Here is a 25229-nt window from a genome sequence, read left to right as displayed (position 1 = left end):
GGCCCTGTGGTGGCTTGGCAGCAATGAGGATCCTGAAGGTTCCCATCAGAACCGATCTACATCCAGGATCGCCTGGACGAACGCCTGCGGTGCTTCCTGCGGCAGGTTGTGCCCCACGCCCCCTTCGATCAGGCGGTATTCGTATTTGCCGATATAACGCTTGGCATACGCCTCGGCCGGCGGATGTGGCGCGCCGTTGGCGTCGCCTTCCAGGGCAATGCTCGGCACTCCGATCGACGGGAATGCCGCCAGCTTCTTCTCGATCCCGTCATAACTGCGTTCACCCTTCTCCAGCCCCAGCCGCCAGCGGTAGTTGTACACCGACACCGCCACATGATCCGGGTTGTCCAGAGCTGCCGCGCTGCGTTCATAGGTGGCGTCGTCGAAGCGCCACTGCGGCGAGGCGGTTTTCCAGATCAGCCGGGCGAAGTCATGGGTGTTCTGCGCATAGCCCTGGCGCCCACGCTCGGTAGCGAAGTAGAACTGGTACCACCATTGTTGTTCCGCCGCCGGCGGCAGCGGCTGCTTGCCGAGTTGCTGGCTGCCGATCAAATACCCGCTCACCGCCACCAGCGCCTTGACCCGCTCCGGCCACAGCGCCGCGACGATATCCGCGGTGCGTGCGCCCCAGTCATAGCCGCCGAGCACCGCCTGCTTGATGTTCAGTGCATCCATGAAGTCGATGAGGTCCTGGGCCAGCGCCGCCGGCTGGCCATTGCGCAGGGTCTTCGGCGAGAGGAAACGGGTCTCGCCGTAGCCGCGGGCATAGGGCATCAGCACCCGATAACCCTGCTCGGCCAGGGCCGGGGCGACATCGGCATAGCTGTGGATGTCGTAGGGCCAGCCGTGCAGCAGGATCACCACCGTGCCATCGGCCGGGCCGGCCTCGGCGTAGGCCACGTCGAGCAGGCCGGCCTTGACGTGTTTGAGCGGGCCGAGCGAGGTGTGGCTGCCGGCGATGATCGGGGTGATCTGCGGTGCGCTGCTTTCAGCGGCCTGGGTAGAGGCCAGCAGGCCCAGTTGCAGAACGCTGGCGGCGATGACGGCAGTGAGGTTGCGCATGGTCTTGCTCCTTGACGGGACGGGGGAAATCATTGAGCGGCCCTGGCTTCGGCCAGCAGTGCCTGGATGACCTGTTCCTGGGTGGCGTAGGCGCCTTCACCGAAGTGGCTGTAGCGCACCTGGCCGTTGGCATCGATCAGGTAGTGGGCAGGCCAGTACTGGTTGTTGAAACGGCGCCAGATCGCATAGTTGTTGTCGATCGCCACCGGGTAGGTGATGCCCAGGCGTTCGACCTGCTTGCGCACGTTGGCCGGCACCCGTTCGAAGGGGTATTCCGGGGTGTGCACGCCGATCACCACCAGGCCGTCCTTGGCATAGCGCTCGGCCCATTGCTTGACGTAGGGCAGGGTGTGCTGGCAGTTGATGCAGTCGAAGGTCCAGAAATCCACCAGCACCACTTTGCCGCGCAGGGCTTCGGGGCTCGGTTCCGGCGAGTTCAGCCACTGCACCGCACCGGCCAGCGAGGGCATCTGGCCCTTGGGCGCGAGGTCCGGCGCGGTGGCGGCCTGGGCCTTGGCGACCAGGCGGTCGATGACCGCGGAGACCGACTTCAGCACCTGCTGTTCCAGGCGATTGGAGAGCTGCGACGAGGTGCCCGCCAGGAGTTCGCGGGTACCACCGGAGGCGATGCCCACCGCCGCCAGCAGGACCACCGCGCCAGTCCCGCGGCGCAGCCATTCGACCGCCGGCAGCGACAGGCGCAGGCGCTTGCCCAGGCCTTTGCCGGCGAAGATCAGCAGGCCCAGGGACACCGCGCTGCCCAGGCCGTAGGCGAGCAGCAGCAGGCTGGTCTGCGCATTCGGCCCTGCGAGCAGGGCACCGCTGAGGATCAGGCCGAGGATGGGGCCTGCGCAAGGCGCCCAGAGCAGGCCGGTGGCGATCCCGATCAGCACGGCGGCCAGCGGCCCGGACCCGGTGGCGCCGGGGGCGACTCGGTTGCCCAGGGCGACGAAGGGCCGGGCCAGCCAACTGCCGAGGCGTGGTGCCAGCAGCGACAGGGCGAACAGCGTCATCACCGCCAGGGCCAGGTAGCGCCCGCCGGTGTTGGCCTTGGCCACCCAAGCGCTGCCGACCACCGCCAGGCTCGACACGGCGGCGAAGGTCAGCACCAGGCCGCCGAGGGTCAGCAGCAAGGAGGCGCGGCTTTGCCCGGCGCGGGCGAAGACGAAGGGCACGATGGGCAGGATGCAGGGGCTGAGGACGGTCAACAGGCCGCCCAGGAAGGCGATGATCAGCATGGCGTTCTCCATGGCGAGGAAAGGTGGGGCCATTTCGCGCCGGGGAGGTATCCCCTGTGTGTCGATCGGGGTCTTTACTGTCGCTTGAGGTATCCGCACAGGGGCCTGATACATAACCCTACAAAGCGGGCTGTCAGCGGATGACCGTCCCGATAGACTCCACCCATCTCCTCCAAGCCCAAGGCCACCCCTGATGGACGCCAATGCTGATCATGTGCTGATCGTCGACGACGACCGGGAAATCCGCGAACTGGTGGGCAACTACCTGAAGAAGAACGGCCTGCGCACCACCCTGGCCGCCGATGGCCGGCAGATGCGGGCCTTTCTTGAAGCCGGGCAGGTCGATCTGATCATTCTCGACATCATGCTGCCCGGTGACGATGGGTTGGTGCTGTGTCGAGAGCTGCGCGCCGGCAAGCACCGCGCTACCCCAGTGCTGATGCTCACCGCGCGGGACGACGAGACCGACCGCATCGTCGGCCTGGAAATGGGCGCCGACGATTACCTGGTCAAGCCGTTCTCGGCCCGTGAGCTGCTGGCGCGGATCAACGCGGTGCTGCGCCGCACGCGGATGCTGCCGCCGAACCTGTTGGTCAGCGAGCAGGCGCGGCTGCTGGGCTTCGGTACCTGGCGTCTGGACACCACGGCGCGCCACCTGCTCGACGAGCACGACACCGTGGTCGCCCTGAGCGGCGCCGAATACCGCATGCTGCGGGTGTTCCTCGACCATCCGCAGCGGGTACTCAGCCGCGACCAGTTGCTCAACCTGACCCAGGGTCGCGAGGCCGACCTGTTCGACCGCTCCATCGACCTGATGGTCAGTCGCCTGCGCCAGCGCCTGCTGGATGACGCGCGCCAGCCCGCCTATATCAAGACGGTGCGCAACGAAGGCTATGTGTTCAGCTTCCCGGTGCGCCTGATCGAGGGCGCAGCATGAGCCGCTGGCCGCGCAGCCTGGCCTCAAGGCTGTCGCTGATCTTCTTTGCCAGCCTGGTACTCGCCCACGGGCTGACCTTCGCCATGCAGACTCTGGAGCGCTACAGCAGCGCGAAAACCCTGATGCTGAGCAATTTCGAGCAGGACATCGACACCTCGGTGGCCATTCTCGAACGCCTGCCGGCGGCGGAGCGACCGGCCTGGCTGCAACGTCTGCAGCGGCCCAACTACAGCTATCGCCTGGACGAGGGCAAGGCGGGCACGGCGATGGACGACGAACCGGCGTCGGTGAAGTCGATCAAGGCGACCCTGGGGGCGCGCTACGCGCTGAGCTTCCGTGATATCCCGGATATCCGCCCGCATTACCAGGCGCACCTGCGCTTTGCCGATGGCCAGCCGCTGACCCTCGATGTGCGCCCGTCGATCATGCCGTTGTCACCCTGGCTGCCGCTGGTGCTGCTGGGGCAACTGGCGCTGTTGCTGGCCTGTACCTGGCTGGCGGTGCGCATTGCCCTGCGCCCGCTGACGCACCTGGCCACGGCCGTGGACACCCTTGACCTGAGCCGTCCGGCACAGCCACTGGAGGAGCATGGGCCGACCGAGGTCGCCCGTGCCGCCATGGCCTTCAACGCCATGCAGGAGCGCATCGCCGCCTATGTGAAGGAGCGCGTGCAGTTGCTCGCCGCCATTTCTCACGACCTGCAGACACCGATCACGCGCATGAAGCTGCGGGTCGAGTTCATGGATGACGGTGCCGAGAAGGACAAACTGTGGGGCGATCTGGACGAGATCCAGCATCTGGTCAAGGAAGGCGTGGCCTATGCCCGCAGTACCGAGCCGTCGACCGAGGCGGCGAGCCGCATCCAGCTCACGGCCTTTCTTGAAAGCCTGGTGTTCGATTACCGCGACATTGGCAAACCGGTGGAGCTGGAAGCGCCCGGCAACCTGTTGCTGCTGAGCCGGCCGCAGGCGTTGCGGCGCTTGCTCACCAACCTGGTGGACAACGCGCTGACGTTCGGTGGCGCGGCGTCGCTGCGGGTGGAGGAGGGGACTGCTGGGGGGGTGTCGATCCAGGTTCTGGATCGAGGCCCGGGGATTCCCGAAGAGGCGCTGGACGAGGTGCTGAAACCGTTCTACCGGCTGGAGGGCTCGCGCAACCGGCATACCGGGGGGACCGGGCTGGGGCTGGCGATTGCTGCGCAACTGGCGGTAAGCCTTGGCGGGGCGTTGCAGTTGAGCAACCGTGAAGGCGGCGGCCTGTGTGCCGAGGTCTCACTGCCCTAGTTGGACCCCAAAGAATATGAAGCACGCCAACTTCCCACGACAGCGTAATTGATAAAGAGTTCCAGAGGCGCTGATGTAGTTCTTTCTTTCGGATGTTCGATGACAGTCGAACAGTGCAATGCTTTTGCCATCACGCTGAAATGTCCGATCCGGCTCATGCGAGATTCTGGTATGCCATTTCCAGGAGAGGAATGTGAACTGCATCACTTGGTCACATTTGGAAATGTTCAATACGAACCTATCCAACCGAGGTGGTTTGTTAGTTATAAGCGAGCATTTGGATGTCATATGCTTCGCTATAAAAGGTGAGATTATTGCGCCATCATTGGCGTCCGATTGCCCGACGATCCTGTCATCACGCCCAAGCCGCTTCGCCTACAGGGCGACCTCGACCGAAGCGCTGTGGGCATTGGTCGCGGCCGGAAAATTCGATGTTGAGTGCTCTTCCCGTAGATGATTGGCTTGCCGCTCAAGGGAAGTTATAGCCGGCAACTTTCGTCTTCTCTTGTGCTGAAATCGCTGAGCGCGTGAGCTGCCTCGTTTTCGAAAGTAGCGGTATGTCTTCACGCTGTTCGGATGTGCATCATGTTTCTTTTGGGTTTTTCTCTTTCACTGGTTTGTTTTTGCACTTTAATTGTGGTTGCTCTCGGTTTTTTATTTTTTGGTCAAGTTGTTTTTTTGATTATTTTTTTTGGTTGATCTGTATTTGTGTGGCTGTGGTATTTGGTGTTTTGGTCGCATCCTTTTCCGCCATGCTAAAATTCCTGTCGTGAACTTTGTGTAACTAGGCGTGCTCTACTGGTTACTTGCATTGTGCGCAAGATAATCGTGCTCAATAAAATCGCCATCACCTCGGCAAGCACACAGGGAATGTCGAAATATTTCATTTTCTTGACCTGAGGCCCCGTACGACAAGGGTTTCAGGCAGTCATGCCTACCGCCTGGGATGACTGTTCGGACATCCCGCGCGCGAATAGACAACCTGGCTTTAATTATTTGTGCACTTAGAAAGCGCAAGCCTTTCGTCGCGTCAAATAAATCGCGTCAATAAATTAATTCAACTTGCCATTGACCGTTATTCATAACGGCGCTATTAATGCGCTCGCTTGCCCCAGACCATGCTATTGGTCACTTGCTGCGACGGACCTGCGGGGGGAGTGAAAGAAAACTTTGCGTGCAAGCTTCATTGAGGCCGCTTGTGTGTGCCCAACAAAAAAATTAATTGGCTGACTGTTTTTCGGCCTGGGCACCCTTTTGCCCAAAACACTGCCAACGGTTTACCAAGGATTGTTCGGTCTCCCACAGGGGCCGTGCTCGAGTGCGCTTAATCGCTAGAGAACCAGAAAATGCCGGATGTAATTCGACCCTCGACTTACCGTCCTCACACAACTTCCTCGCCCAACACTGACAGCAAGGTTCCCATGTCCAATTCCCCCAAACCTGCGAGGGCGCTGCTGTGTGCCCTCGGTTTTGCCGTGATGGCAGCCAACGCGGCCATGGCCGCCGAAACCGCCGCCCCAACTGCTCCGGCCCAGGCCGCACAGAGCCGTGTGTTGGTCAAAGCCGTCGAGTTCAGCGGTAACCGCACCTTCAGCAGCGAGCAGCTCAGCGCACAGATCGCCGAAGATATCGGCCGTCCGATGACTCTCGTCGAAATGAAGGCCCTGGCCGCCAAGATCGAGGCTTACTACCAGTCCGCCAACTATCGCCTGGTCAAGGTCGTGGTGCCGGCCCAGGACTTCGCCAACGAACCGGCTCTGAAGCTGGTCGTTCTGGAAGGCTGGCTGGGTAACGTACAGGTCACCGGCGCCAAGCGTTTCTCTTCGGAGCAGGTGCATGACGCCCTGGTCGCCGGCGGTGTGGTCGAAGGCAAGCCGTTCACCCTGGAGCAGGTCGAGCGCGCGCTGACCCACCTCAACCGCCTGTCCGGCATCGAGGTCACCTCGACCCTGCAACCGGGCGCGAAGACCGGTTCCACCGACCTGGTGGTCGATGTCACCGAGGAGCCGCGTATCCAGGGTGCGCTGGAAGTAAACAACTACGGGAGCAAGGACACCGGCGAAACCCGCGTGATGCCGAGCCTGAAGTTCGCCAACCTGACCGGTCATGGCGACGAGGCAAACGTTCTCGCCCTGACCTCCCTCGGTGCTGGCGACCTGTGGTACGGCTACGTCGACTACAGCCTGCCGCTCAACAACAGCGGTACCAAGGCCCGGGCGTACTTCTCGAAGGGTAACGTCGACGTCGGCAACAGCTACCGCGTGCTGGAAATCGAGGGTGACAACCAAAGCTGGGGCCTGGGCGTTTCCCAGGACTTCGTGCGTTCCGCGCGCAGCATTGTCACCGCCGAAGCCTGGCTGGAATCCCAGGACCTGGACCAGAGCATCCTCGGCGTGCGTACCGCCGAAGACAAGATCCGCAAACTGCGCTTCGGCCTGACCCTGGACAACGCCGACCTGTACGGCCGCACTCTGGCCACTGCCGGCCTGCATTACGGCCTCGGCGAAGCCCTGGGCGGCATGGACGATGAGTCGACCATGTCCAGCCGCGCCGCCGCCAAGGCGGACAACAAATTCACCAAATTCACCTTCGATGTGGCTCGCCTGCAACAGATCACCCCGCGTTTCCTGGTGATTCCGCGCATTGCCGGCCAGTACTCGCTGGATTCGCTGGTGTCGAGCGAGCAGTGGGGCGTGGGTGGTTTCAACTCGGTGGCCGGTCACGCGCCGTCGACCTGGTCGGGCGACCACGGCTTCACCGCCAGCATCGAAGGCCGTTACTCGATCTTCAAGGACAACGACCGCTACCAGGCCACCGCGCGCCTGGACCACGGCCAGGTGTGGCTGAAGGATCCGCTGGTCGGCCAGGACGACCACCAGGACCTCTCCGGTGCCGCCATCGGCCTGCTCGCGCGGCCGCTCGACAGCGTCGACCTGCGCGTTGACTTCGGCGTACCGATCGGGACCAAGACCGAGGACAACTCCTACGTCTACGCCCAGGCTCGCTACCACTTCTGAGTCACGGAAACCACCCCCATTTTGCACAGGTAAGTACTCATGTCCCGCAAGAAGAAAGGCACGCAGACATTCATCAAGGCGGTCTCGGTTTCCGTCATCGGCGCCACCAGTTCGGTCGCGCTGGCAGCCCCGACCGGCGGTACCGTCGTCAGTGGCGGCATCACCATCGGTTCGATGAACAACAACGAACTGGTGATCACCCAGGCACTGTCCAAAGGCATCATCAACTGGACCGACTTCAGCATCGACGCCGGTGAGCTGGTGCGCTTCGCCCAGCAGGCCGGTAACGACTCGATCACCCTGAACCGGGTGCTCGGCAGCCAGGTCTCGAACATCCAGGGCGCCCTGCAGGCCAACGGCAACATCTTCCTGATCAACCCCAACGGCATCGTCTTCGGCGCCGGCTCGCAGGTCGACGTGGCCGGCCTGCTGGCCACTACCTTCGACGTCAGCGATTCCAGCTTCCTCAACGGCGGCCAGCTGGAGTTCAGCCAGGTGGCCGGCAAGGACCTGGCGAGCATCGCCAACCAGGGCACCATCACCAGCGGCGCCGGTGGTTTCGTCTACCTGGTCGCGCCGAAAGTCGACAACTCCGGTTTCGTGATCGCCAACGTCGGTCGCGTGACCATGGCTGCCGGTGACCGCTTCACGGTCAACCTGCAAGGCAGCAACCTGATCAACTTCAGCGTCACCGGCGACACCCTGGCCGCCGCCACCGGCAGCGACCTGGAAGGCGTCAAGAACTCCGGTACCGTCACCGCGCAGACGGTGGTTCTGCAGGGCAACTCGGCCAGCGGCCTGATGAGCTCGGTGGTCAACAACACCGGCATCATCGAAGCCACCGACCTGACCATCGAAGCGGGCGATATCGTCCAGAACGGCACAGTCAAGGGCGTGGGCACCGCAGCGGCCACCACCGCCAGCCTGATCGCCGGCAAGACCATCAGCACCGGCGCCAACAGCTCCACCCGTGCCACTACCCTCAACCTGACCGTCAACGACGAGGGTGCCTCGATCGGCTCGGAAGAGGGCGCGGTCACGGTCGACGCCGACGTGCTCAACGCCACCTCGCAAAGCGGCAACGTGCTGGTCACCGACGTCAACGGCGGTGTCGCCCTGGGCGAAGTCAAGGCCGGTACCCCGGCCGCCGGCGGCAGCGTGGTGATCACCGCGCAGAACGGCAGCATCACCTCCGCCGACACCAGCAAGACCAACGTCACCGGCTACTCGGCCAAGCTGGTCGCCGACAGCGCCGTTGGCACCGACAGCGATGCGGTCAACACCAAGGTCGGCGTACTCTCCGCTTCGACCCAGAACGGCGGCATCAACGTCAAGAACGACGGCGCGCTGATCCTCGGTGACGTCGTCGCTCGCGAGCAGATCACCGTCAACGGCCAGACCTCCAGCTCGGCAGCCATCGACAACAGCGGCTCGATCACCCTGAGCAACAGCAGCGTCGGCACCAAGAACGTCAAGGTCCAGGCCACCGAGGGCGTGATCCTCACCGGCACCGTGTCGGCCACCAACGGCCTGACCGTGACCTCCGACACCGGCAGCATCCTCGCCGCCCAGGCCGGCACCTCGCTGGTCGGTCGCACCGTCAACCTGTCTGCCGGTGGCGAGATCGGCGACGCCGCGCAGTCCCTGAGCACTCAGAGCAATACCGTCAACGCCGCCGCCGGCAACGGTGGCGTGTACCTGAGTGAAAGCAACGGCCTGACCATCGGCACCCTGACGGCCGCTGGCACCGACAACAACGTCGTGCTCAACGCTACCCAGGGCAACATCACCGTCGGCAGCATCACCGCCGCCGGCGCCGGAGTAACCCTGAACGCCGGCAACGGCAGCATCATCTCCGCCAGTGGCTCGACCACCAACGTCACCGCCAAGGACCTGACCGCCACCGCCAAGTCGGGCATCGCCACCTCGGCGAAGAAACTCGGTACCAGCGTCGACACCCTGACCGCCACCACCACCGCGGCCCAGGCCGGTGTCTACGCGACCAACGACAAGGCGCTGCAAAAACTCTCGGTGACCACCCCGAACGGTGACACCAGCGTCGCCTTCAGCGGCGGCGTGCTGACCTACAGCCGCAACACCAATGGCTTGGCGCTGACCCGCCTGCAGGCCATGGACGTGTCCTTCAGCAACACCGCCGCCGGCCTCAAGCTGAACGGCATCGACGCGGGCAGCGACAAGAGCGTTTCCCTGACCGCCGCCGGTGACATCACCCAAGGCAGCGGTAGTGTCGTGGCCAAGGACCTGACCCTCGACGCCTCTGGCAGCATCGGTGCCGTCGGCACCGCGTTGCAGACCCAGACCAGCGACCTGACCCTGACCAGCCGCAACGGTATTGCCAACGTCGCCAACACCTCGGCCGACCTGGCCCTGACTGCGACCGCTACTTCGACTAACGGTGCTGTCACCGTCAACCAGAGTGGCAACCTGGAGGTCAACTCGGTCAATGCCAAGACTGCGGTCAACCTGACCGCAGGTGGCGCCGTGACTGCGGCCGCCAGCGCACCGGGCACGGTTATCTCCGCAGGCTCGCTGAACGTCACCGCCGCCTCCATCGGCACCGCCACCAAGGCCCTGTCGAGCAAGATCGCCGCAGGCGCGGTGAACCTCACCGCCAGCAACGGCGATGTGAACTTCTCCAACATCGGTGCCATCAGCCTGCTGGACGTCCTCGCCAGCAACGGCAAGATCGCCTTCCAGAACTCCGGCGACACCGTGGTCGGCCAACTGCAGGCCAGCGGTACCATCGACTTCAAGGTCTCCGGCAACGTCACTGACGGCAACGGTACTGCGGCCAACTTCGTCACCAGCGGCCTGACTGCGGCGGTGAAATCCTTCGGTACCAGCAGCGATGCCATCGAGATCCAGGTCGACGAACTGGTGATCGACGCGGCCAACGGCGGCATCTACGCCCGCCAGGCCAGCGGCAACCTGATTTCCCTGAAGCAGGTCACCAGCGGCGGCACCGGCAGCGATATCCAGATCCAGGCCGACGGCAGCATCAAGCTGGGTAACGTCGACGCAGGCGGCAACAACGTCAAGATCGCCGCCGGTGGCAGCATCGAAGACGGCCGCACCGACAAGACCAAGGCCAACGTCGTCGCCCGTTCGCTGGACATCAGCGCGCCGAACGGCATCGGCCAGCAGGGCGACCTCGCCCTGGACGTCAGCTTCCTCTCCGCCGCAGGCGGCAGCGGTGGCGTGACCGCGACCAACGCCGGCGCCGTGGCCGTCGACGCCAGCTCGCTGACTGGCAAAGGCACCAGCGCGATCAACATCGTCGCCACCGCTATCACCATTCTCGACAACAACGGCGGCACCATCACCATGGATGGCGGCTCGCTGGTGCTGAAGGCGACCTCGGGCAACATCGTCTTCCTCAACCAGAACGACACCATCTACCTGCCAGGTGGCGGCAGCATCACCCTGATCGCGACCTCCAAGTCCAGCGCTGAAGTGCCGGGCTATGACGGCGTGATCATCGCCGGCAACCTGAAGACCGATGGCGGCAATATCACCCTGCAGGCGCAGTCGAACATCACCATCGGCATGCTCGATGCCGGCGCTACCGGCAACGTCACCGTGGCTTCGGCCGGCGGCGTGATCCTCGACGGCAACGGCACCGCGCAGAACATCCGTGGCAACAACGTCAGCCTGACCGCCAGCACTCCGAGCAAGTACACCGCCGAGCTGACCCGTGACACCGCCATCGCTGAATACTCGGCACGTGACGCGGAAGCCGCGGCCAAGCTGCTGCAACTGAACATCCTTATCCAGCAGCTGAAGGACTACGAGGCCCTGGTGACCTCGGCGACCTTGCAGAACAGCCTGGCCGAACTGACCCAGCGCCTGTCCGAAGCAGCCGCCAACGCCCAGCAGTCCAAAGTGGATGGCATGTCGGCCACCGCCGACGCGTTGAACACCGCGTTGAACGCTGCCACCGTGGTGCGCAACGCCGCCGCCGTGATTGCCGGTGCCGCCCAGGCCGTGCCGTTCTCCGGTGACGCCGGTGCCGACGCAGCCTTCGCCGTGGTCGACCTGGTAATGTCCGCCGCCTCTCTGGCCCTGGACAGCTACGAGCGTTACAGCCTGGCGCCACAGCAAGACCTGCTGGTCGAGCTGAACAACACCCTGGACGTGGCCAACGCAGCGGTCTACACCGCGGCGACCAACCTGGCGACCACCACCCAGATCCGCGACACCACCGCGACCTCGAAAGCCACCGCCGACCTGGCCGTGTTCAAGGCCAACACCGCCCGCGACGCCGCCCTGCAGGTGCGCAAGCAGGCTGTGGCCGCCTACAACCTGAACCAGCAGATCGACAGCTCGGCCGACAAGCCGCTGGGCATCACCGCCAACCGCCTGGACATCAACAATGGTGGGGTCATCGACTCCAGCCTGTACCTGAATTCCACCGGCAGCCTGGGCCTGGGTGACATCACCGTCGCCAGCGGACAGAAGATCGTCGCCGAAGCCACCGGCAACGTCGGCGTCGTCGGCACGGTCAACAGCGACACCTCCATCAGCCTGAAAGCCGGCCAGGCCATCCTCGGCCAGGGCGGCGTGCTGGTGACCCCGGACCTGAAGATGGTTGCCGGCAACGGCATCGGTGCCCTGACGGCGGTCAATACCCAGACCGATCGCGTCGCAGCCGACGCGGGCAACGGTGGCGTGGCCATCGTCAACGCCAATGGCGGCGCACTGCTGACCATCGGCACCCAAGGTGCGGTGAAAGGTATCACCGGCGCCGGTGACATCAGCGTCACCACCGACGGTTCGCTGAAGATCGACCAACTGGTGAAAGACAGCACTCACACCCACACCGTGAGCCTGACCTCCACCAACGGCGCGATCATCGACGGCAACACCGTCGACCGCAACGTCCAGGGCGGCACCCTGGTGGCCAAGGCCGCCGGCGCCATCGACCTTGATACCGAAGTCGACACCTTGAACGCCGAGGTGACCAACGCCGGCAACATCACCGTGCGTGAAGCCAATGCGGTGACCGCGCGCAACCTGAAGACCGCCAGCGGCAACATCGACCTCAAGGCCGGTGGTGCAACGGTCGTCGGCAGCATCGACGCCGGCACCGGCACGGTCAGCCTCGACGCCGACGGGGCGATCGACGATGACCAGGACAACAACACCCTGATCGTCGCCGATACCCTGAACATCCATGCGGCGGGCAGCGTCGGTGCCACCGGCAGCAATGCCAACCGTCACCTGGACACCCTGGTCAACACCGTCAACGTCACCGCCGCTGGCGAGGTCAACCTGGCCGAAGTCGACGACCTGAACGTGGGCACCCTGGAAACCGATCACGGCAACGTCACCGTCACCACCGGTGGCTCGCTGAACGTCGGCAGCATCAGCACTGACACCAGCGGCAGCGACACCGTGTCCCTGGTGGCCGGCAACCAGATCACCAACGGCAAGACCGACGGCACCAGCAACATCGACGCCGCCAAGCTGTCGCTGTACGCCGCCAACGGTATCGGCAACGCCAAGGCCATCGACGTCAAGGTCGCCAACCTGGAAGCCTATACCGACCAGGGCAGCATCAAGGTCAACGACCTGGACGGCGACCTGGTCATCGGTGGCGTCACGCCGAACCTGGGCAACAACGCGATCACTGGTCTGGACAACGCCGACGGCGACATCGAAGTCAGCACCGCTGGCAACCTGGTCATCAACGAAGGCGTCCACAACTACGGCGACGGTGCAGCGCGCCTCTCCGCAGGCGGCAACGTCCAGCAGAACGTCGACATCGTCACCGACAACGGCGACATCGTGGTCAAGGCCGATGGCGACATCGACATGGCCCAAGGCACCCAGGCCAACTCCCGTGGCAACGGCAACGTCGCCTACAGCGCCGGTGGCAACGCCAGCCTGAGGCAGATCAGCACCGACACCGGCAGCATCGAGCTGAAGGCGCAAGACGGCGACCTGACCCTGCACAACAGCGTGGCGACCGGTGCTGGCGACATCACCGCCCATGCCGGTGGCAACCTGGTGGCCGAGGACACCGTCATCGTCGGCGGCAATGGCGACGTGCAACTGACCGCCTTCGGCAACCTGACCCAGCAGGGGCTGGTGCAGACCAACGCCGGTGACATCCGTATCGGCGCCATGGGCAACATCACTGCGCTGGCCAATGCCACCGTGGTCACCCAAGGCGACATCACCTACCTGGGCTACGGTAACGTCAGCCTGCAGCAGGTGAGCACCGAAGGCGGCGACATCAGCCTGAGTGCGGGCGGCAATCTGGTGCAGAACGACGTTGTGCGCACTGCCCAGGGCGACATCGTCGCCAAGGCCGGCGGCGACCTGACCACCCTGGCAGCGACCACCGTCAATGGCACCGGCAATATCGACTACAGCGCCGGCGGCAACGTCAGCCTGCAGCAGGTGACCACCAACGGCGGCAACATCGACCTCAAGGCCACGGGCAACCTGGTACAGAACGCCCAGGTGCAGACCGCGGCGGGCAACCTGACCGCGCACGCTGATGGCAACCTGACCACCCTGGCCGACAGCTCGGTGCTGGGCGCCGGCAATGTCGACTACAGCGCGGGCGGCAATGCCGACCTGCAGCAGGTGACCACCGGCACCGGCAACATCGTTCTCGGTGCGGGCGGCAACCTGAACCAGCACGCGCTGGTGCAGAGCGGTGCTGGCAATATCACCGCCAAGGCCGGCGGCGACCTGACCATGGATGTCGGCAGCCAGGCCGATATCATCGGCCAGGGCGACGTGAGCTACAGCGCGGGCAACAACCTGCTCATCACCCAGGTCGGCACCGGCAACGGCAACGCCATCCTGAATGCCACTACCGGTGACATCCAGGTCCAGGGCAACGCTGCGCGCAACGTCACGGCCAAGCAACTGACCGCGACCGCCGGTGGCAACATCGGCACCAACGACGCGCTGCGTACTGCGGTCGATACCCTGTCGGCCTCGGCCACCAACGGTTCGATCGTGATCGACGAAGCCGACGCAGTCACCCTCGACAACGTCGCCGCGGCCAATGGCCTGGTGGCGGTGAGCGCGGGCGACATCACCATCAACCAGTTGCAGGGCGACAGCATCTCCCTCGACTCCACCGGCAAGGTGATCACCGCCAACGGCGGCCTGGTCAAGGGTGGCAGCCTGAATGTGTCCGCACAGACCGGCGTCAACCTGCACACCGCCGTGGACAGCGCCACGGTCAGCAACGACAGCGGCAATATCGTCCTGGCCGAAGATGATGGCATCACCCTGAGCCGGCTGACCGCCAGCGACGGTAATGTCAGCGTCACCGCGGGCGGCGATATCGCCGTGCGTAGCGTCACCGCCAACAACGGCAATGTCGCGCTGACCTCCACCGGTGGTGCGATCGTCACTCAGCAGCCGAGCATCCTGAGCCGCCTGCTGGCCCGTGTGGCGCAGATCACCGGTATCACCGGCGACCGCATCGACCTGAACGCAGCCACCGGGCTGGGCAATGGCAGCGATGGCGCCCTGCAACTTCACGGCAATACCGTCAACGCCAGCACCACCGGCGGCGACGTCAACCTGGCGCAGAGCCAGGCCGTGACCCTGGAAAACGTCAGCACCGGCAACGGCAACATCGCCGTGACCGTCGCCGACGGTAACGCCACCTTGGGCTCGGTCAGTGGTACCGGTACTGTCGCCCTGACCACCGAGAACGGTGCCTTGGTCGATGACGGCAACGGCAACACCCGCGTCAAAGGTGATGCCGTGAACCTGACCGCCAGCAATGGCATGACCGTGCAGACCCAGGCCAACAGCGTCAACGCCCAGGCTGCCGCCGGCAACGTCACCCTCAACGAAGCCGACGGCCTCAACCGTCTGACGGTGAACAGCGCCAATGGCGACGTCTCGGTCACCAGCCAGACCGGCAACATCGGTCTGGACGTGGTCAACGCGGCGGGTCACAACGTCAGCCTCAACGCTGCCGCCGGTGCCATCCGCGATGCCAACAACAACGGTGCCAACAACGTCAACTCGCAGAGCGCCAACCTGGTTGCCAGCAATGGCGTCGGCCAGGCTGGCAATGCGGTGGAAGTCAACGTGCAGACCCTGGCGGCCTCGGCCGGCAACGGCGGCGCCAACCTGGCGAGCACTTCGACCTCGGCGCTGAACCTGACCTCGCTGACTACTGCGCAGGGTGACATCACCCTGGCCAGCGCCGGCGATCTCAACGTCAACGGCGCAGTGACCAACGCGGGCGGCGGCAACATTGCCCTGAACGGTGTCAACGTCAACCAGAACGCCAACATCACCACCAGTGGTCGCGGTAACGTCAGCATCAACGGTAGCGGCAACGTCACCATGGCGGCCAACACCACCACCAGCACCGACACCGGTACTGTCAGCTACGTGGGCGGCAACACCATCAAGGTGGCGTCGATCCAGACCTCCAACGCCCCGGGTGGCGGCAAGGTGGTCTTCGTTGCGCCGCAGGTCCTGGACAACATGCCGGGCGTGGCCAACGTCCGTGCCTGGCAGGTGTCGCTGAACGCCGGCAACGGCAGCGAGGCGCTGGTCAAGGAACTGATGGGCGACGTCAACGACTCGTCGACGGTCGATCTGGGCAACCGCGTAATCGGTGGCAGCTTGGCTGAAAGCCGTCGCTTCATGGAAGCCCTTCTGCAGCCGGCTGTGATCCAGCAAAGCGGTCCGCAGCAGGTATTCGATGTCGGCCTGCTCACTACCAAGCAGGTCAGCCCGTACAACGGCTTCATCGAGGGTGAAGATGGCGTGATGACTTACAACAAGTAAGTTTCAACGCTGGCAAGTAGAAAGGCCGCCGGGTTATGCCCGGCGGCCTTTTTTTGTGTCCTTCACGGAATTTCGGGGTTGCAGGGAGTGGCAGTTGCTATCGGTATCGGTGTCGTGAGCTTATCCATTGTAGGCGGCGACGCCACCGGCCCCTTCCGCCTCTACGGCGGGTCCATTTTGTTGCGGCAAAATAGGCGAAAACCGCTTGCTCCTGCATCCGGCCCTGCGCTGCGCTCCGGGTCCCCTCCCTCCGGCGCCTGACGTCGCGAGTTACGGGTGGCGACACGACGACCCATCTTCGAAAACAACATCGGCATCGGTAACCCAACACAACAAGACGCCGCGCTCTTGCTCTTGCTTTTGTTCTTCGTGCGCGAAGGTTCAGGCGCCGCAAATTGCGACTTCAGCCGGCCGAGTGGAGGTGTCTTGCGGGGGCAGGTGCGCAGCACCCTTCGGCGAAGCCGAAGCGCGAGGTGAAGACTTGCGAAGCAAGTCGTAGGCCGCGGGCCCGGGCAAGGCACCGGAAGGAGGGGACCCGAAGCGCAGCGTAGGGCCGGCTGTGGGAGCGAGCGGTTTTCGTCCATTTTGCCGCAACAAAATGGACCCGCCGTAAAGGCGGAAGGGGCCGGTGGCGTCACCGCCCGCCATGGATAATCTCGCGACACCGACACCGAACCCCAAGTTTCCGATATTCCGTGAAGAACCATTTTCTAGCTGTGCTGACTGTGGTGATGCCTACCTTGTGGGCGCGAAGAGAAGGCAAAACCTCAATCTAAAGCGGACATTCCTTTTGCGCGCACGCTAAATCCCGCGTTGCGCGGTTGTAGGAAATAGTCCATTTTGTGTGTTGATCTTTCGATCAACTTTCAGCAATTGGCCGTCAAGAGGCCATTCCACAGAGTCCAGTTCCCTTATGCAACCAACGTCCTCTGACGTCGCTTCTGCGCCGGTCCTGCAAGCCCTGCGTGCAAGCACCGGCGAATTGCACATCGCACTGGAAAAACGCCTGCCTTTCTTCTCCGATACCCTGGATGTTCCGGCTTTCCTCCTGCTGATGCAGGCTTACCACGGTTTCTATGCACCCTTGGAGGCCGCGATGCAGAAGGTCGCCGGGCTGTCCGCCGATTTCGATCTGCAACCCCTGTACAAGACCGCCACCTTGCGTGGCGACTTGCAGGCCCTTGGCTTGTCGGCAGCAGCGCTGGCCGATCTGCCGGTCTGCTCCGAGCTGCCACGGCTCGACTCGACTGCCGCCTGCCTCGGCGTGCTCTATGTCGTCGAGGGCGCGACCCTCGGTGGTCAGGTACTGCGCCGGGAAATCCATGGGCGCCTGGGCCTGGATGCCAGTAATGGCGCGGCCTTTCTCGACGTCTATGGCGTCGATACCGGGCGCCGCTGGCGCGCCTTTCTTGTCCACCTGTGCAGCCGTCCGCTTGACGCCGCCGAGTGCGCCGTCGTGGTCGCGGCGGCGCAGCAGACATTCCGCTGTTTCGAACGCTGGCTGGAAAGCCGGGAGGTACTGCTATGACCCCAGAAGAGCAGGAGGCCTTCGAACAACTGCTGGCCAATTGTGCCAATGAACCCATCCGTTTCCCGGGGGCGATCCAGCCTCATGGCGTGCTGGTCACCCTGAGCGAGCCCGCCCTGGAGATCATCCAGGTCAGTGCCAATGTCGAGGCCTTGCTGGGCCACGAGCCGCAAGCGCTGATCGGCCAGGGGCTGGACAGCCTGCTCGGCGCGGAGCCGGTCGCCGCCCTGCGCCAGACACTGCAACAAGCGGTGCTGGCCAACGAGTCGCCGCTGCAGGTGCAGCTCAATCACCTGACCTTCGACGGCCTGGTGCATCGTCATGACGGCGTGTTGATCCTCGAGCTGGAAGTGCACGCCCGACATTTCGGCACGGACAGTATTGCCGGCAACCTGACCAACCTCGGGCGCATGCTTCGCCGGCTGCAGGCGGCGAAGTCGCTGCAGGCGCTGTATGAGATCAGCGTGCACGAGATCCAGGCCATGACTGGCTACGACCGGGTGCTGATCTACCGTTTCGAGGATGAGGGTCACGGCCAGGTGATCGCGGAAGCGTCCGCGCCGGCCATGGAGCTGTTCAATGGCCTGTTCTTCCCGGCGTCCGATATCCCCCAGCAGGCCCGTGACCTCTACCGCAGCAACTGGCTGCGCATCATCCCCGATGCCGACTACCAGGCCGTGCCGCTGGTGCCGCGCCTGCGCCCGGACACGCAGGCGCCGCTGGACATGAGCTTCGCCACCTTGCGCAGCGTGTCGCCGATCCACTGCCAGTACATGAAGAACATGGGCGTACTGTCGTCCATGAGCATCTCGCTGCTCAAGGATGGCGAGCTATGGGGCTTGATCAGCTGCGGCAATCGCCGGCCGCTGCATGTGCCCCATGAACTGCGGATGGCCTGCCAGGCCATTGGCCAGGTTCTGTCGTTGCAGATCAGCGCTATGGAAGCGCTGGAAGTCAGTCGCCAGCGCGAGGAAAAGCTCGAGGCGCTGGCGTTGCTCACGCAGGCGATGAACGACTCGCCGCAGAACGTCTTCGACGGTCTTGCCGGGCAGCCGCAGGTCTTGATGGCATTGGCGGGTGCCGGCGGCATCGCGATCATCGAAGGCAAGCAACTGCACCGTTACGGCAACTGCCCGCCGCCCGAAGAGATCCGCGCCCTGCACAAATGGCTGCAACAGGGGGGCGAGCCGGTGTTCTCCAGCCATAACCTGTCCGCCGTCTATCCGCCGGCCGTTGCGTATCAGAATGTCGCCAGCGGCGTGCTTGCCATGAGCCTGCCCAAACCGGTGGACAATGGCGTGCTGTGGTTCCGTCCGGAAGTGAAGGAAAGCATCAACTGGAGCGGTGACCCGAAGAAACCGCTGGACCTGGAGAACTCTGAAACCGGCCTGCGTCTGCGACCACGAACCTCGTTCGAGATCTGGAAGGTGGAGATGGCCGGGATTTCGCGCAAATGGAGCCCGGGCGATCTGTTCGCGGCCAATGACCTGCGCCGTTCCGCTCTGGAAAACGACCTGGCCCGCCAGGTCCGCCGCGAGCAGCAGGCGGTGCGGGCTCGCGACGAACTGGTGGCGGTGGTCTCCCACGACCTGCGCAACCCGATGACGGTGATCTCCATGCTCTGCGGCATGATGCAGAAATCCTTCAGCTCCGACGGCCCGCACACCTCGCGCCGCATCGCCACGGCCATCGACACCATGCAGCAGGCGGCGGGGCGGATGAGCACGCTGCTCGACGACCTGCTGGACACCTCGAAGATCGACGCCGGGCGCTACACCATCTCGCCGAAGCTGCTCGACGTCAGCCAGATCTTCGAAGAGACCCAGGCGTTGCTGGCGCCGCTGGCGTTGAACAAGGACATCAGCATCGCCTTCGAGGCCGAGCCCGACCTGAAGATCAACGCCGACCCGGAGCGGCTGTTCCAGGTGCTGTCGAATCTGGTGGGCAACGCCATCAAGTTCACCCGACGGCTGGGTGCGGTGGGGGTCCATGCGGTGCTGGATGGCAACGAGATCGTGTTTACCGTGCGTGATAACGGCGAAGGCATCCCGGCGGACCAGTTGCCCCATGTATTCGAGCGCTACTGGACGATCAAGGACGGCAACCCGACTGGCACCGGGCTGGGGCTGTATATCACCCAGGGCATCGTCGAGGCCCATGGCGGGCGGATCGAGGCCAGGAGCGAGGTGGGGAAGGGGACGGAGTTCAGGTTTACGATGCCGGTGGGCGTTTAGGCATTGTCCGGGCGGTTGATTCGAGTGCACTTGTCGAATCAACCGCAGCCCGTCTTGAAATCAGCTTCAGCTATGGATACTGGCGATGAAAGCATCATCCAGTGTGTTCCCGCCAAACCTGCTCATGAAGGCCTGTGCGTTGGCGAACCTGGAAAACCTGTGGTTGTGAATCAGGTGAAAGCTGTCGCAATGTTCGCAAATCTCCTGGATGTTATGGGACGACACGACAATTGTGGTGCCGGCCTCCTTGGCTTTCTTGATGAACGACCAGATGTAGTGGCGTGACTCGGGGTCAACCCCGGCGGTGGGTTCATCGAGGATCAGCAGTTCCTTTGAAAACGAGATGAGCGACAAGGTGAAGAAAAACCGTATTTCCCCGTAGCTGCAATGGCTGGGGCGTTTCTTCAAGGTATCGCTGAATTTTGCTGCCAGCCTGGTATCCCAGGCGTGGAAATTTTCCAGGGTCATGGCAAGCGAGGGCATCCGTTCGCAGGACAGCGACGCGGTCATTTCGTAGATTTCCCTCATCGACAAGGTTGCTGGCGTTCCCAGTGTCTGTGACAAGTAGGCGTGGCTTTTCGCGAGATTTTGCAATGTGCCTTGGTCAGGATTTCGCACGCCACAGATCAAGTCGAAAAACGTAGTCTTGCCCGCGCCATTTTTCCCGATGATCCCGGTTATCTCATTTCTTTTGATCAGGATGTCTGCCTTGTCGAACAAGGTCTTGTCGTCGAATTTCAGCGACAGCGCTTCTGCCTTTATCGCGACCATCAATATCTGCTCCATACCGGATTGATTTTCAGTGTTTTGACGAGACAAGCGAAGTTTGCGATTGGCGAGCAAGAGAGCGGGAGTGCAGAAGATGATGAAGCAAGTCAGGAAGCGGTAGAGGATTTCGGCGAATTCTCGAAGGCTGTATTCGCCGAACCCTGGCTTGGTAATCAGATAGAAACTGAATAGAGTGATGCGGCAACAAAGTAACAAATGAGGTGCGATGCCAGGAAAATGGATTTGGCTTCGGTTGAGTAGATGAATGACCTGATGAACCCGCTTTCCCTTCGGCCGATGATGTAGAAGGTGACACCAAAAAACGCCACCGTGGCGGAGATATAGGCATAGAACCCAGCGGTTGATTTTATATGGTCAGCCTCTTGCGTGCTGAAGGCCATGTTGTTGTAGGTGATCAAGTAGAATAGTGCGCTGGGCGAGATTAGTGTCCAAAGCAAGGAAATTGGCTCTCGGAGTTGTTCTTTTAAGAAAATGCCAGTCAGCCTGGCGATTCTTGTGGTTGATGAGGTTTTCATGGGAAAGGCACCATCGATATTCAATTTGTCTTTGGGTGTTGGCATTATTTGATATGCGTCATTGTTCATGGTGCTGCTTTTCATGAAGTTTTGGGGGTTCGTGCGGGGTTGAATGTTTTTAGTTCCTCTTGCGCATGGTGTCAACTTGGTGTTCTGGCTTGGGAGTCTTCATGGTTTATTGGGGGTTGTTATGTGCAGGATAATTCCTGCAGCTGTTTTCTAAGCTGGTGTGTGATGTTTCTGGATTTGTGGTTTTAAGAGGTTTATATATTTCTCGATGTAGAATTATGTAGGCCCTTTCCGTAATTAAGGTGGGATGTCGGTCTGATTTCAGGAGATGTAGTATTTTGTGCCTGTGGATATCTTTAAAGTTCTGCGACGAACGGTCATCGATTCTCCGAGGTCATACGCTCCTATCGGGCCTCTGCGCTTCTACCTGAGAGGCGTCGATGCCCATGCAGCGATGAGGTCTGCAAATCCACCACCACACCCACGCTCCCTCTTCATACATTTGTACAGTCAAGCGTCTCCGCATGGTGATTCCGACACTGTCTCCCACCCGCAAGCCCCCCTACGCTTGGCCCCGGGCAGTGTTAATCACTAATAACAATCGGAGACACGAAATGCCTATCCAAACGGAGCATGATCCGCGCCTCAAGCGTGCGCTCAAGACAAGACACATCAGTATGCTGGCCCTCGGCGGCGTCATCGGCGCCGGGTTGTTCGTCGGTTCCAGCGCCGTCATCGCGTCCACCGGTCCGGGCGCGTTCATCACCTATGCCATCACCGGCCTGATCGTCGCCCTGGTGATGCGCATGCTCGGCGAAATGGCCGCCGCCCATCCCGCCAAGGGCTCGTTCGTCGATTACGCCCGCATGGCCTTCGGCCGTCCCGCCGGCTACATGACCGGCTGGCTGTACTGGTACTTCTGGGTCATCGTGGTCGGCTTCGAAGCCGTGGTCGGCGGGCAGATCATCAATGCCTGGCTACCGGAGATCCCGGTGTGGGTCATCGCCCTCGGCCTGATGGTTGCCATGACCCTGCTCAACCTGCTCTCGGTGCATTCCTTCGGCGAGGCCGAGTACTGGTTCGCCGGGGTCAAGGTCGCAGCCATCGTGGTGTTCCTGGTGGTCGCCGGGCTCTACGTGTTCGGCCTCTGGCCGGATTCCAAGGCGAGCTTCTCCAACCTCACCGCCCACGGCGGATTCCTGCCCCATGGCATCGGCTCGCTGTTCACCGGCGTGGTGGTGGTGATCTTCTCCATGACCGGCGTCGAGGTCGCGACCCTGGCCGCAGCGGAATCGGAAGACCCGTCGCGCAACATCCGCAAGGCCGTGAACACGGTGATGGTGCGCATCCTGGTGTTCTTCGTCCTCGCCACCTTCTTCATCGTCGTCGCCCAGCCCTGGACCGATCTGGTGCCTGGCAAGTCGCCTTTCGTCACCACCCTGGACCGCATCGGCATTCCCGGCGCCGGCGACATGCTCACCATCGTCATCCTGGTAGCAGTGCTCTCGGTGCTCAACGCCGGCCTCTACACCTCGTCGCGCCTGCTCTTCGTCCTGGCCTCCAACGGCGAAGCGCCGCGCTGGATCGCCGGGGTAAGCAAGAAGGGCGTGCCGGTACGCGGGGTGATCGCTTCGACGATCGTCGGCTACGGCTGTGTGGTGATCGCGGCGCTGTGGCCGGACACGGTGTTCCAGTTCCTGATCAATTCCTCGGGCACGGTGTTCCTCTTCGTCTACCTGATGATCTGCCTGTCGCAACTGAAACTGCGCCGTCGCTGGGTCGCCGAAGGCAACCTGAAGTTCGCCATGTGGGGCCACCCCTGGCTGCCGCTGCTGGTGACCGCGTCGATCATCACCGTGCTGGTGAGCATGGCCTTCGACCCGAGCATGCAGATCAGCCTGCTGCAGTGCCTGATCGCCATCGTCGCGATCGGCGCCTCTTACCTGGTCCTGCGCCTGTCCCCGGCTCGCCGGCAGGAAGGCGAGACCGCCACGCGACTGACGGAAAGCGCCTGATAGTCGTATTTCGATGCAACTCCATGCCTGCGGGAAGCCAACAGCATGTCAGCACTCCTTGATTTGACCCAACTCCCCAACCGCCCGCTGTGGTTCGAGCCGACCCCGTCACGCCCGGCGCTGCAAGGCAGCGTCGAGGCCGACGTGGTGATCGTCGGCGCCGGCTACACCGGTTTGTGGACCGCATACTACCTGCTGAAAAGCGACCCCTCGCTGCGCGTGGTGCTCCTGGAAAAACGCGAGGTCGGCTTCGGTGCCTCGGGGCGCAACGGCGGCTGGGCCTCGGCGATCTTCCCGATCTCCCTGCCACGGGTAGCACAGCTGTATTCCCATGGTGCCGCGCTGCACCTGCAGGAAGCGATGAACCACACCGTCGACGAGATCGGTCGGGTCCTGGCCCTGGAGGGCGTCGAGGCGGACTACGCCAAGCAGGGCTTCCTGTCCCTGGCCCGCAGCGCGCCGCAACTGGCGCGGGCGAGGGCGGCGGTCGAGGCGTCGGCTCGGTTTGGCCTGCCGCAGCAGTGGCGCACCCTGGACGCCGCCGAGGCCCGTGTCCGTGTCGGTGCCCAGGGCGTGCTCGGTGGCTTGTATACCGAGCATTGCGCGCTGATCCATCCCGGCAAGCTGGTGCGCGGCCTGGCGCAACTGGTGGAAGCCATGGGCGCGAAGATCCACGAGCGCTCTGCGGTGACGCAGATCGAGCCCGGCCGGGTGCGTACCGAACACGGCGAGGTCAAGGCCGGGATCACCGTGCGCGCCACCGAGGCCTTCACCTCGCAGCAGCCGGGTCATTCGCGCTTCGTCATTCCGCTGTATTCGCTGGTGCTGGCTACCGAACCACTGCCCCGTGACCTGCTCGCCAGGCTCAACCTCGACCAGCGTCTGGCCTTCAACGACATGCGTCACCTGCGGGTGTACGGCCAGGTCACCACCGAGGGCCGCCTGGTCTTCGGCGGCCGCGGTGCCCCCTATAACTGGGGCTCGCGGATGTCCGAGCAGGCCGACCTGGTGGACAGCATCCATGCGCGGATCCACGAGACGCTGCTGGAGTTCTTCCCCGATCTCGCCAGTGCCCGAATCACCCACCGCTGGGGCGGTGCACTGGGCGTGTCCCGCGACTGGTGCCCCACCGTGAGTATCGATCGCAAGAGCCGCATCGCCTGGGCCGGCAACTACGTCGGCGACGGCGTCGCCACCAGCAACCTGGCGGGACGGATCCTGCGCAACCTGATCCTCGAACGCGACGAGGACATCAACACGCTGCCCTTCGTCAATCACCGCTCGCCGTCCTGGGAGCGCGAGCCGCTGCGCTGGCTGGGTATCAACAGCGGACTGGCTGCGGCCTCGCTGAGCGATATCGAAGAGCGCTTCACCCATCGTCCATCCCGCACCGCGATGTTGCTGGAAAAGCTCACCGGCGCACATTAAAGGGAGTCCTTCATGACCAGCTTCACCATTCTCAAGTCCGCCAGCCTCGCGTCGCTGGCGCTGAACCCCGCCGGCCAGCGTGCCGGCGCCGACCAGGGCGATCCGCAGATCGCCATCCAGACCCTGGCACCCACCGCCACCGGCAACCTCGGCGTGTGGGAGTGCCAGCCGGGCGGCTGGCCGGTGATCGACCGGCCGGACACCGAGTTCACCTTCATCCTCTCCGGTCGCGCGTTGCTCACCGATGACGCGTCCGGCGAAGTGGTCGAGGTCGGCGGTGGCGACCTGATCATCCTGCCGCCGGGCTGGACCGGGCGCTGGGATGTCCTGGAAACCGTCCGCAAGGTCTACGCCATCTACTGATCCACGGGA

13 protein-coding genes are annotated in these 25229 nt (G+C 63.2%); 9 read left to right on the top strand and 4 right to left on the bottom strand.

Translation table 11 applies throughout. The features are described from left to right. Positions 1-45: 45 nt before the first annotated feature. Both AC5QPF_RS19795 and AC5QPF_RS19790 read right to left on the bottom strand, forming a co-directional pair. Entirely contained in the window at positions 46-1062 is a 1017-nt protein-coding gene (locus AC5QPF_RS19795; protein ID WP_494959503.1) for an alpha/beta fold hydrolase, read from the bottom strand. Between the two features lie 29 nt (positions 1063-1091). Continuing rightward, complete coding sequence (locus AC5QPF_RS19790) at positions 1092-2300, bottom strand: redoxin family protein (protein ID WP_494964212.1); 1209 nt, start codon at positions 2298-2300, stop codon at positions 1092-1094. 193 nt (positions 2301-2493) lie between these two features. Here AC5QPF_RS19790 and AC5QPF_RS19785 point away from each other — a divergent pair, with 193 nt between their 5' ends. The 6 genes from AC5QPF_RS19785 (at position 2494) to AC5QPF_RS19760 (ending at position 20101) form a co-directional block, all read left to right on the top strand. Beyond that, positions 2494-3237, top strand: coding sequence for a response regulator (locus tag AC5QPF_RS19785; protein ID WP_494959502.1), 744 nt, complete (start codon positions 2494-2496; stop codon positions 3235-3237). Further along, on the top strand, positions 3234-4520 hold the full coding sequence (locus tag AC5QPF_RS19780; RefSeq protein WP_494959501.1) for an ATP-binding protein: 1287 nt from the start codon (positions 3234-3236) through the stop codon (positions 4518-4520). Before AC5QPF_RS19785 ends, AC5QPF_RS19780 begins: the two co-directional genes overlap by 4 nt. Before the next feature lie 1421 nt (positions 4521-5941). Continuing rightward, positions 5942-7537: a ShlB/FhaC/HecB family hemolysin secretion/activation protein gene (locus AC5QPF_RS19775; protein ID WP_494959500.1), complete on the top strand. Its 1596-nt coding sequence runs from the start codon at positions 5942-5944 to the stop codon at positions 7535-7537. Between the two features lie 39 nt (positions 7538-7576). Next, complete coding sequence (locus tag AC5QPF_RS19770; RefSeq protein WP_494959499.1) at positions 7577-16339, top strand: two-partner secretion domain-containing protein; 8763 nt, start codon at positions 7577-7579, stop codon at positions 16337-16339. Positions 16340-17252: 913 nt separating this feature from the next. Beyond that, a complete protein-coding gene (locus AC5QPF_RS19765) occupies positions 17253-17867 on the top strand; it encodes a biliverdin-producing heme oxygenase (protein ID WP_494959498.1) in 615 nt (204 codons plus the stop codon). Next, positions 17864-20101: an ATP-binding protein gene (locus tag AC5QPF_RS19760; protein WP_494959497.1), complete on the top strand. Its 2238-nt coding sequence runs from the start codon at positions 17864-17866 to the stop codon at positions 20099-20101. Before AC5QPF_RS19765 ends, AC5QPF_RS19760 begins: the two co-directional genes overlap by 4 nt. A 66-nt stretch (positions 20102-20167) precedes the next feature. On the opposite strand, the gene AC5QPF_RS19755 is transcribed toward AC5QPF_RS19760, so the two are convergent. Together AC5QPF_RS19755 and AC5QPF_RS19750 are read right to left on the bottom strand one after the other, a co-directional pair. Then, positions 20168-20872: an ATP-binding cassette domain-containing protein gene (locus tag AC5QPF_RS19755; protein ID WP_494959496.1), complete on the bottom strand. Its 705-nt coding sequence runs from the start codon at positions 20870-20872 to the stop codon at positions 20168-20170. A 170-nt stretch (positions 20873-21042) separates the two neighbouring features. Then, the gene (locus AC5QPF_RS19750) at positions 21043-21489 is read right to left on the bottom strand and encodes a hypothetical protein (RefSeq protein ID WP_494959495.1); all 447 of its coding nucleotides are present in this window, start codon (positions 21487-21489) and stop codon (positions 21043-21045) included. A 539-nt stretch (positions 21490-22028) separates the two neighbouring features. Between AC5QPF_RS19750 and AC5QPF_RS19745 the strand changes: the two genes are divergently transcribed. The 3 genes from AC5QPF_RS19745 to AC5QPF_RS19735 are packed head-to-tail and all read left to right on the top strand — an operon-like array spanning position 22029 to position 25220. Beyond that, the gene (locus AC5QPF_RS19745) at positions 22029-23429 is read left to right on the top strand and encodes an amino acid permease (RefSeq protein WP_494959494.1); all 1401 of its coding nucleotides are present in this window, start codon (positions 22029-22031) and stop codon (positions 23427-23429) included. A 45-nt stretch (positions 23430-23474) separates the two neighbouring features. Continuing rightward, positions 23475-24857, top strand: a complete 1383-nt coding sequence (locus tag AC5QPF_RS19740) for an FAD-dependent oxidoreductase (RefSeq protein ID WP_494959493.1) — start codon at positions 23475-23477, stop codon at positions 24855-24857. Between the two features lie 12 nt (positions 24858-24869). Then, complete coding sequence (locus AC5QPF_RS19735) at positions 24870-25220, top strand: cupin domain-containing protein (protein ID WP_494959492.1); 351 nt, start codon at positions 24870-24872, stop codon at positions 25218-25220. Positions 25221-25229 lie beyond the last annotated feature (9 nt).

The organism is Pseudomonas sp. Con_6, from assembly GCF_059379395.1.
The sequence above is the reverse complement of the archived record's forward strand: the minus strand, read 5'-3'. Positions and strand labels throughout refer to the sequence as shown.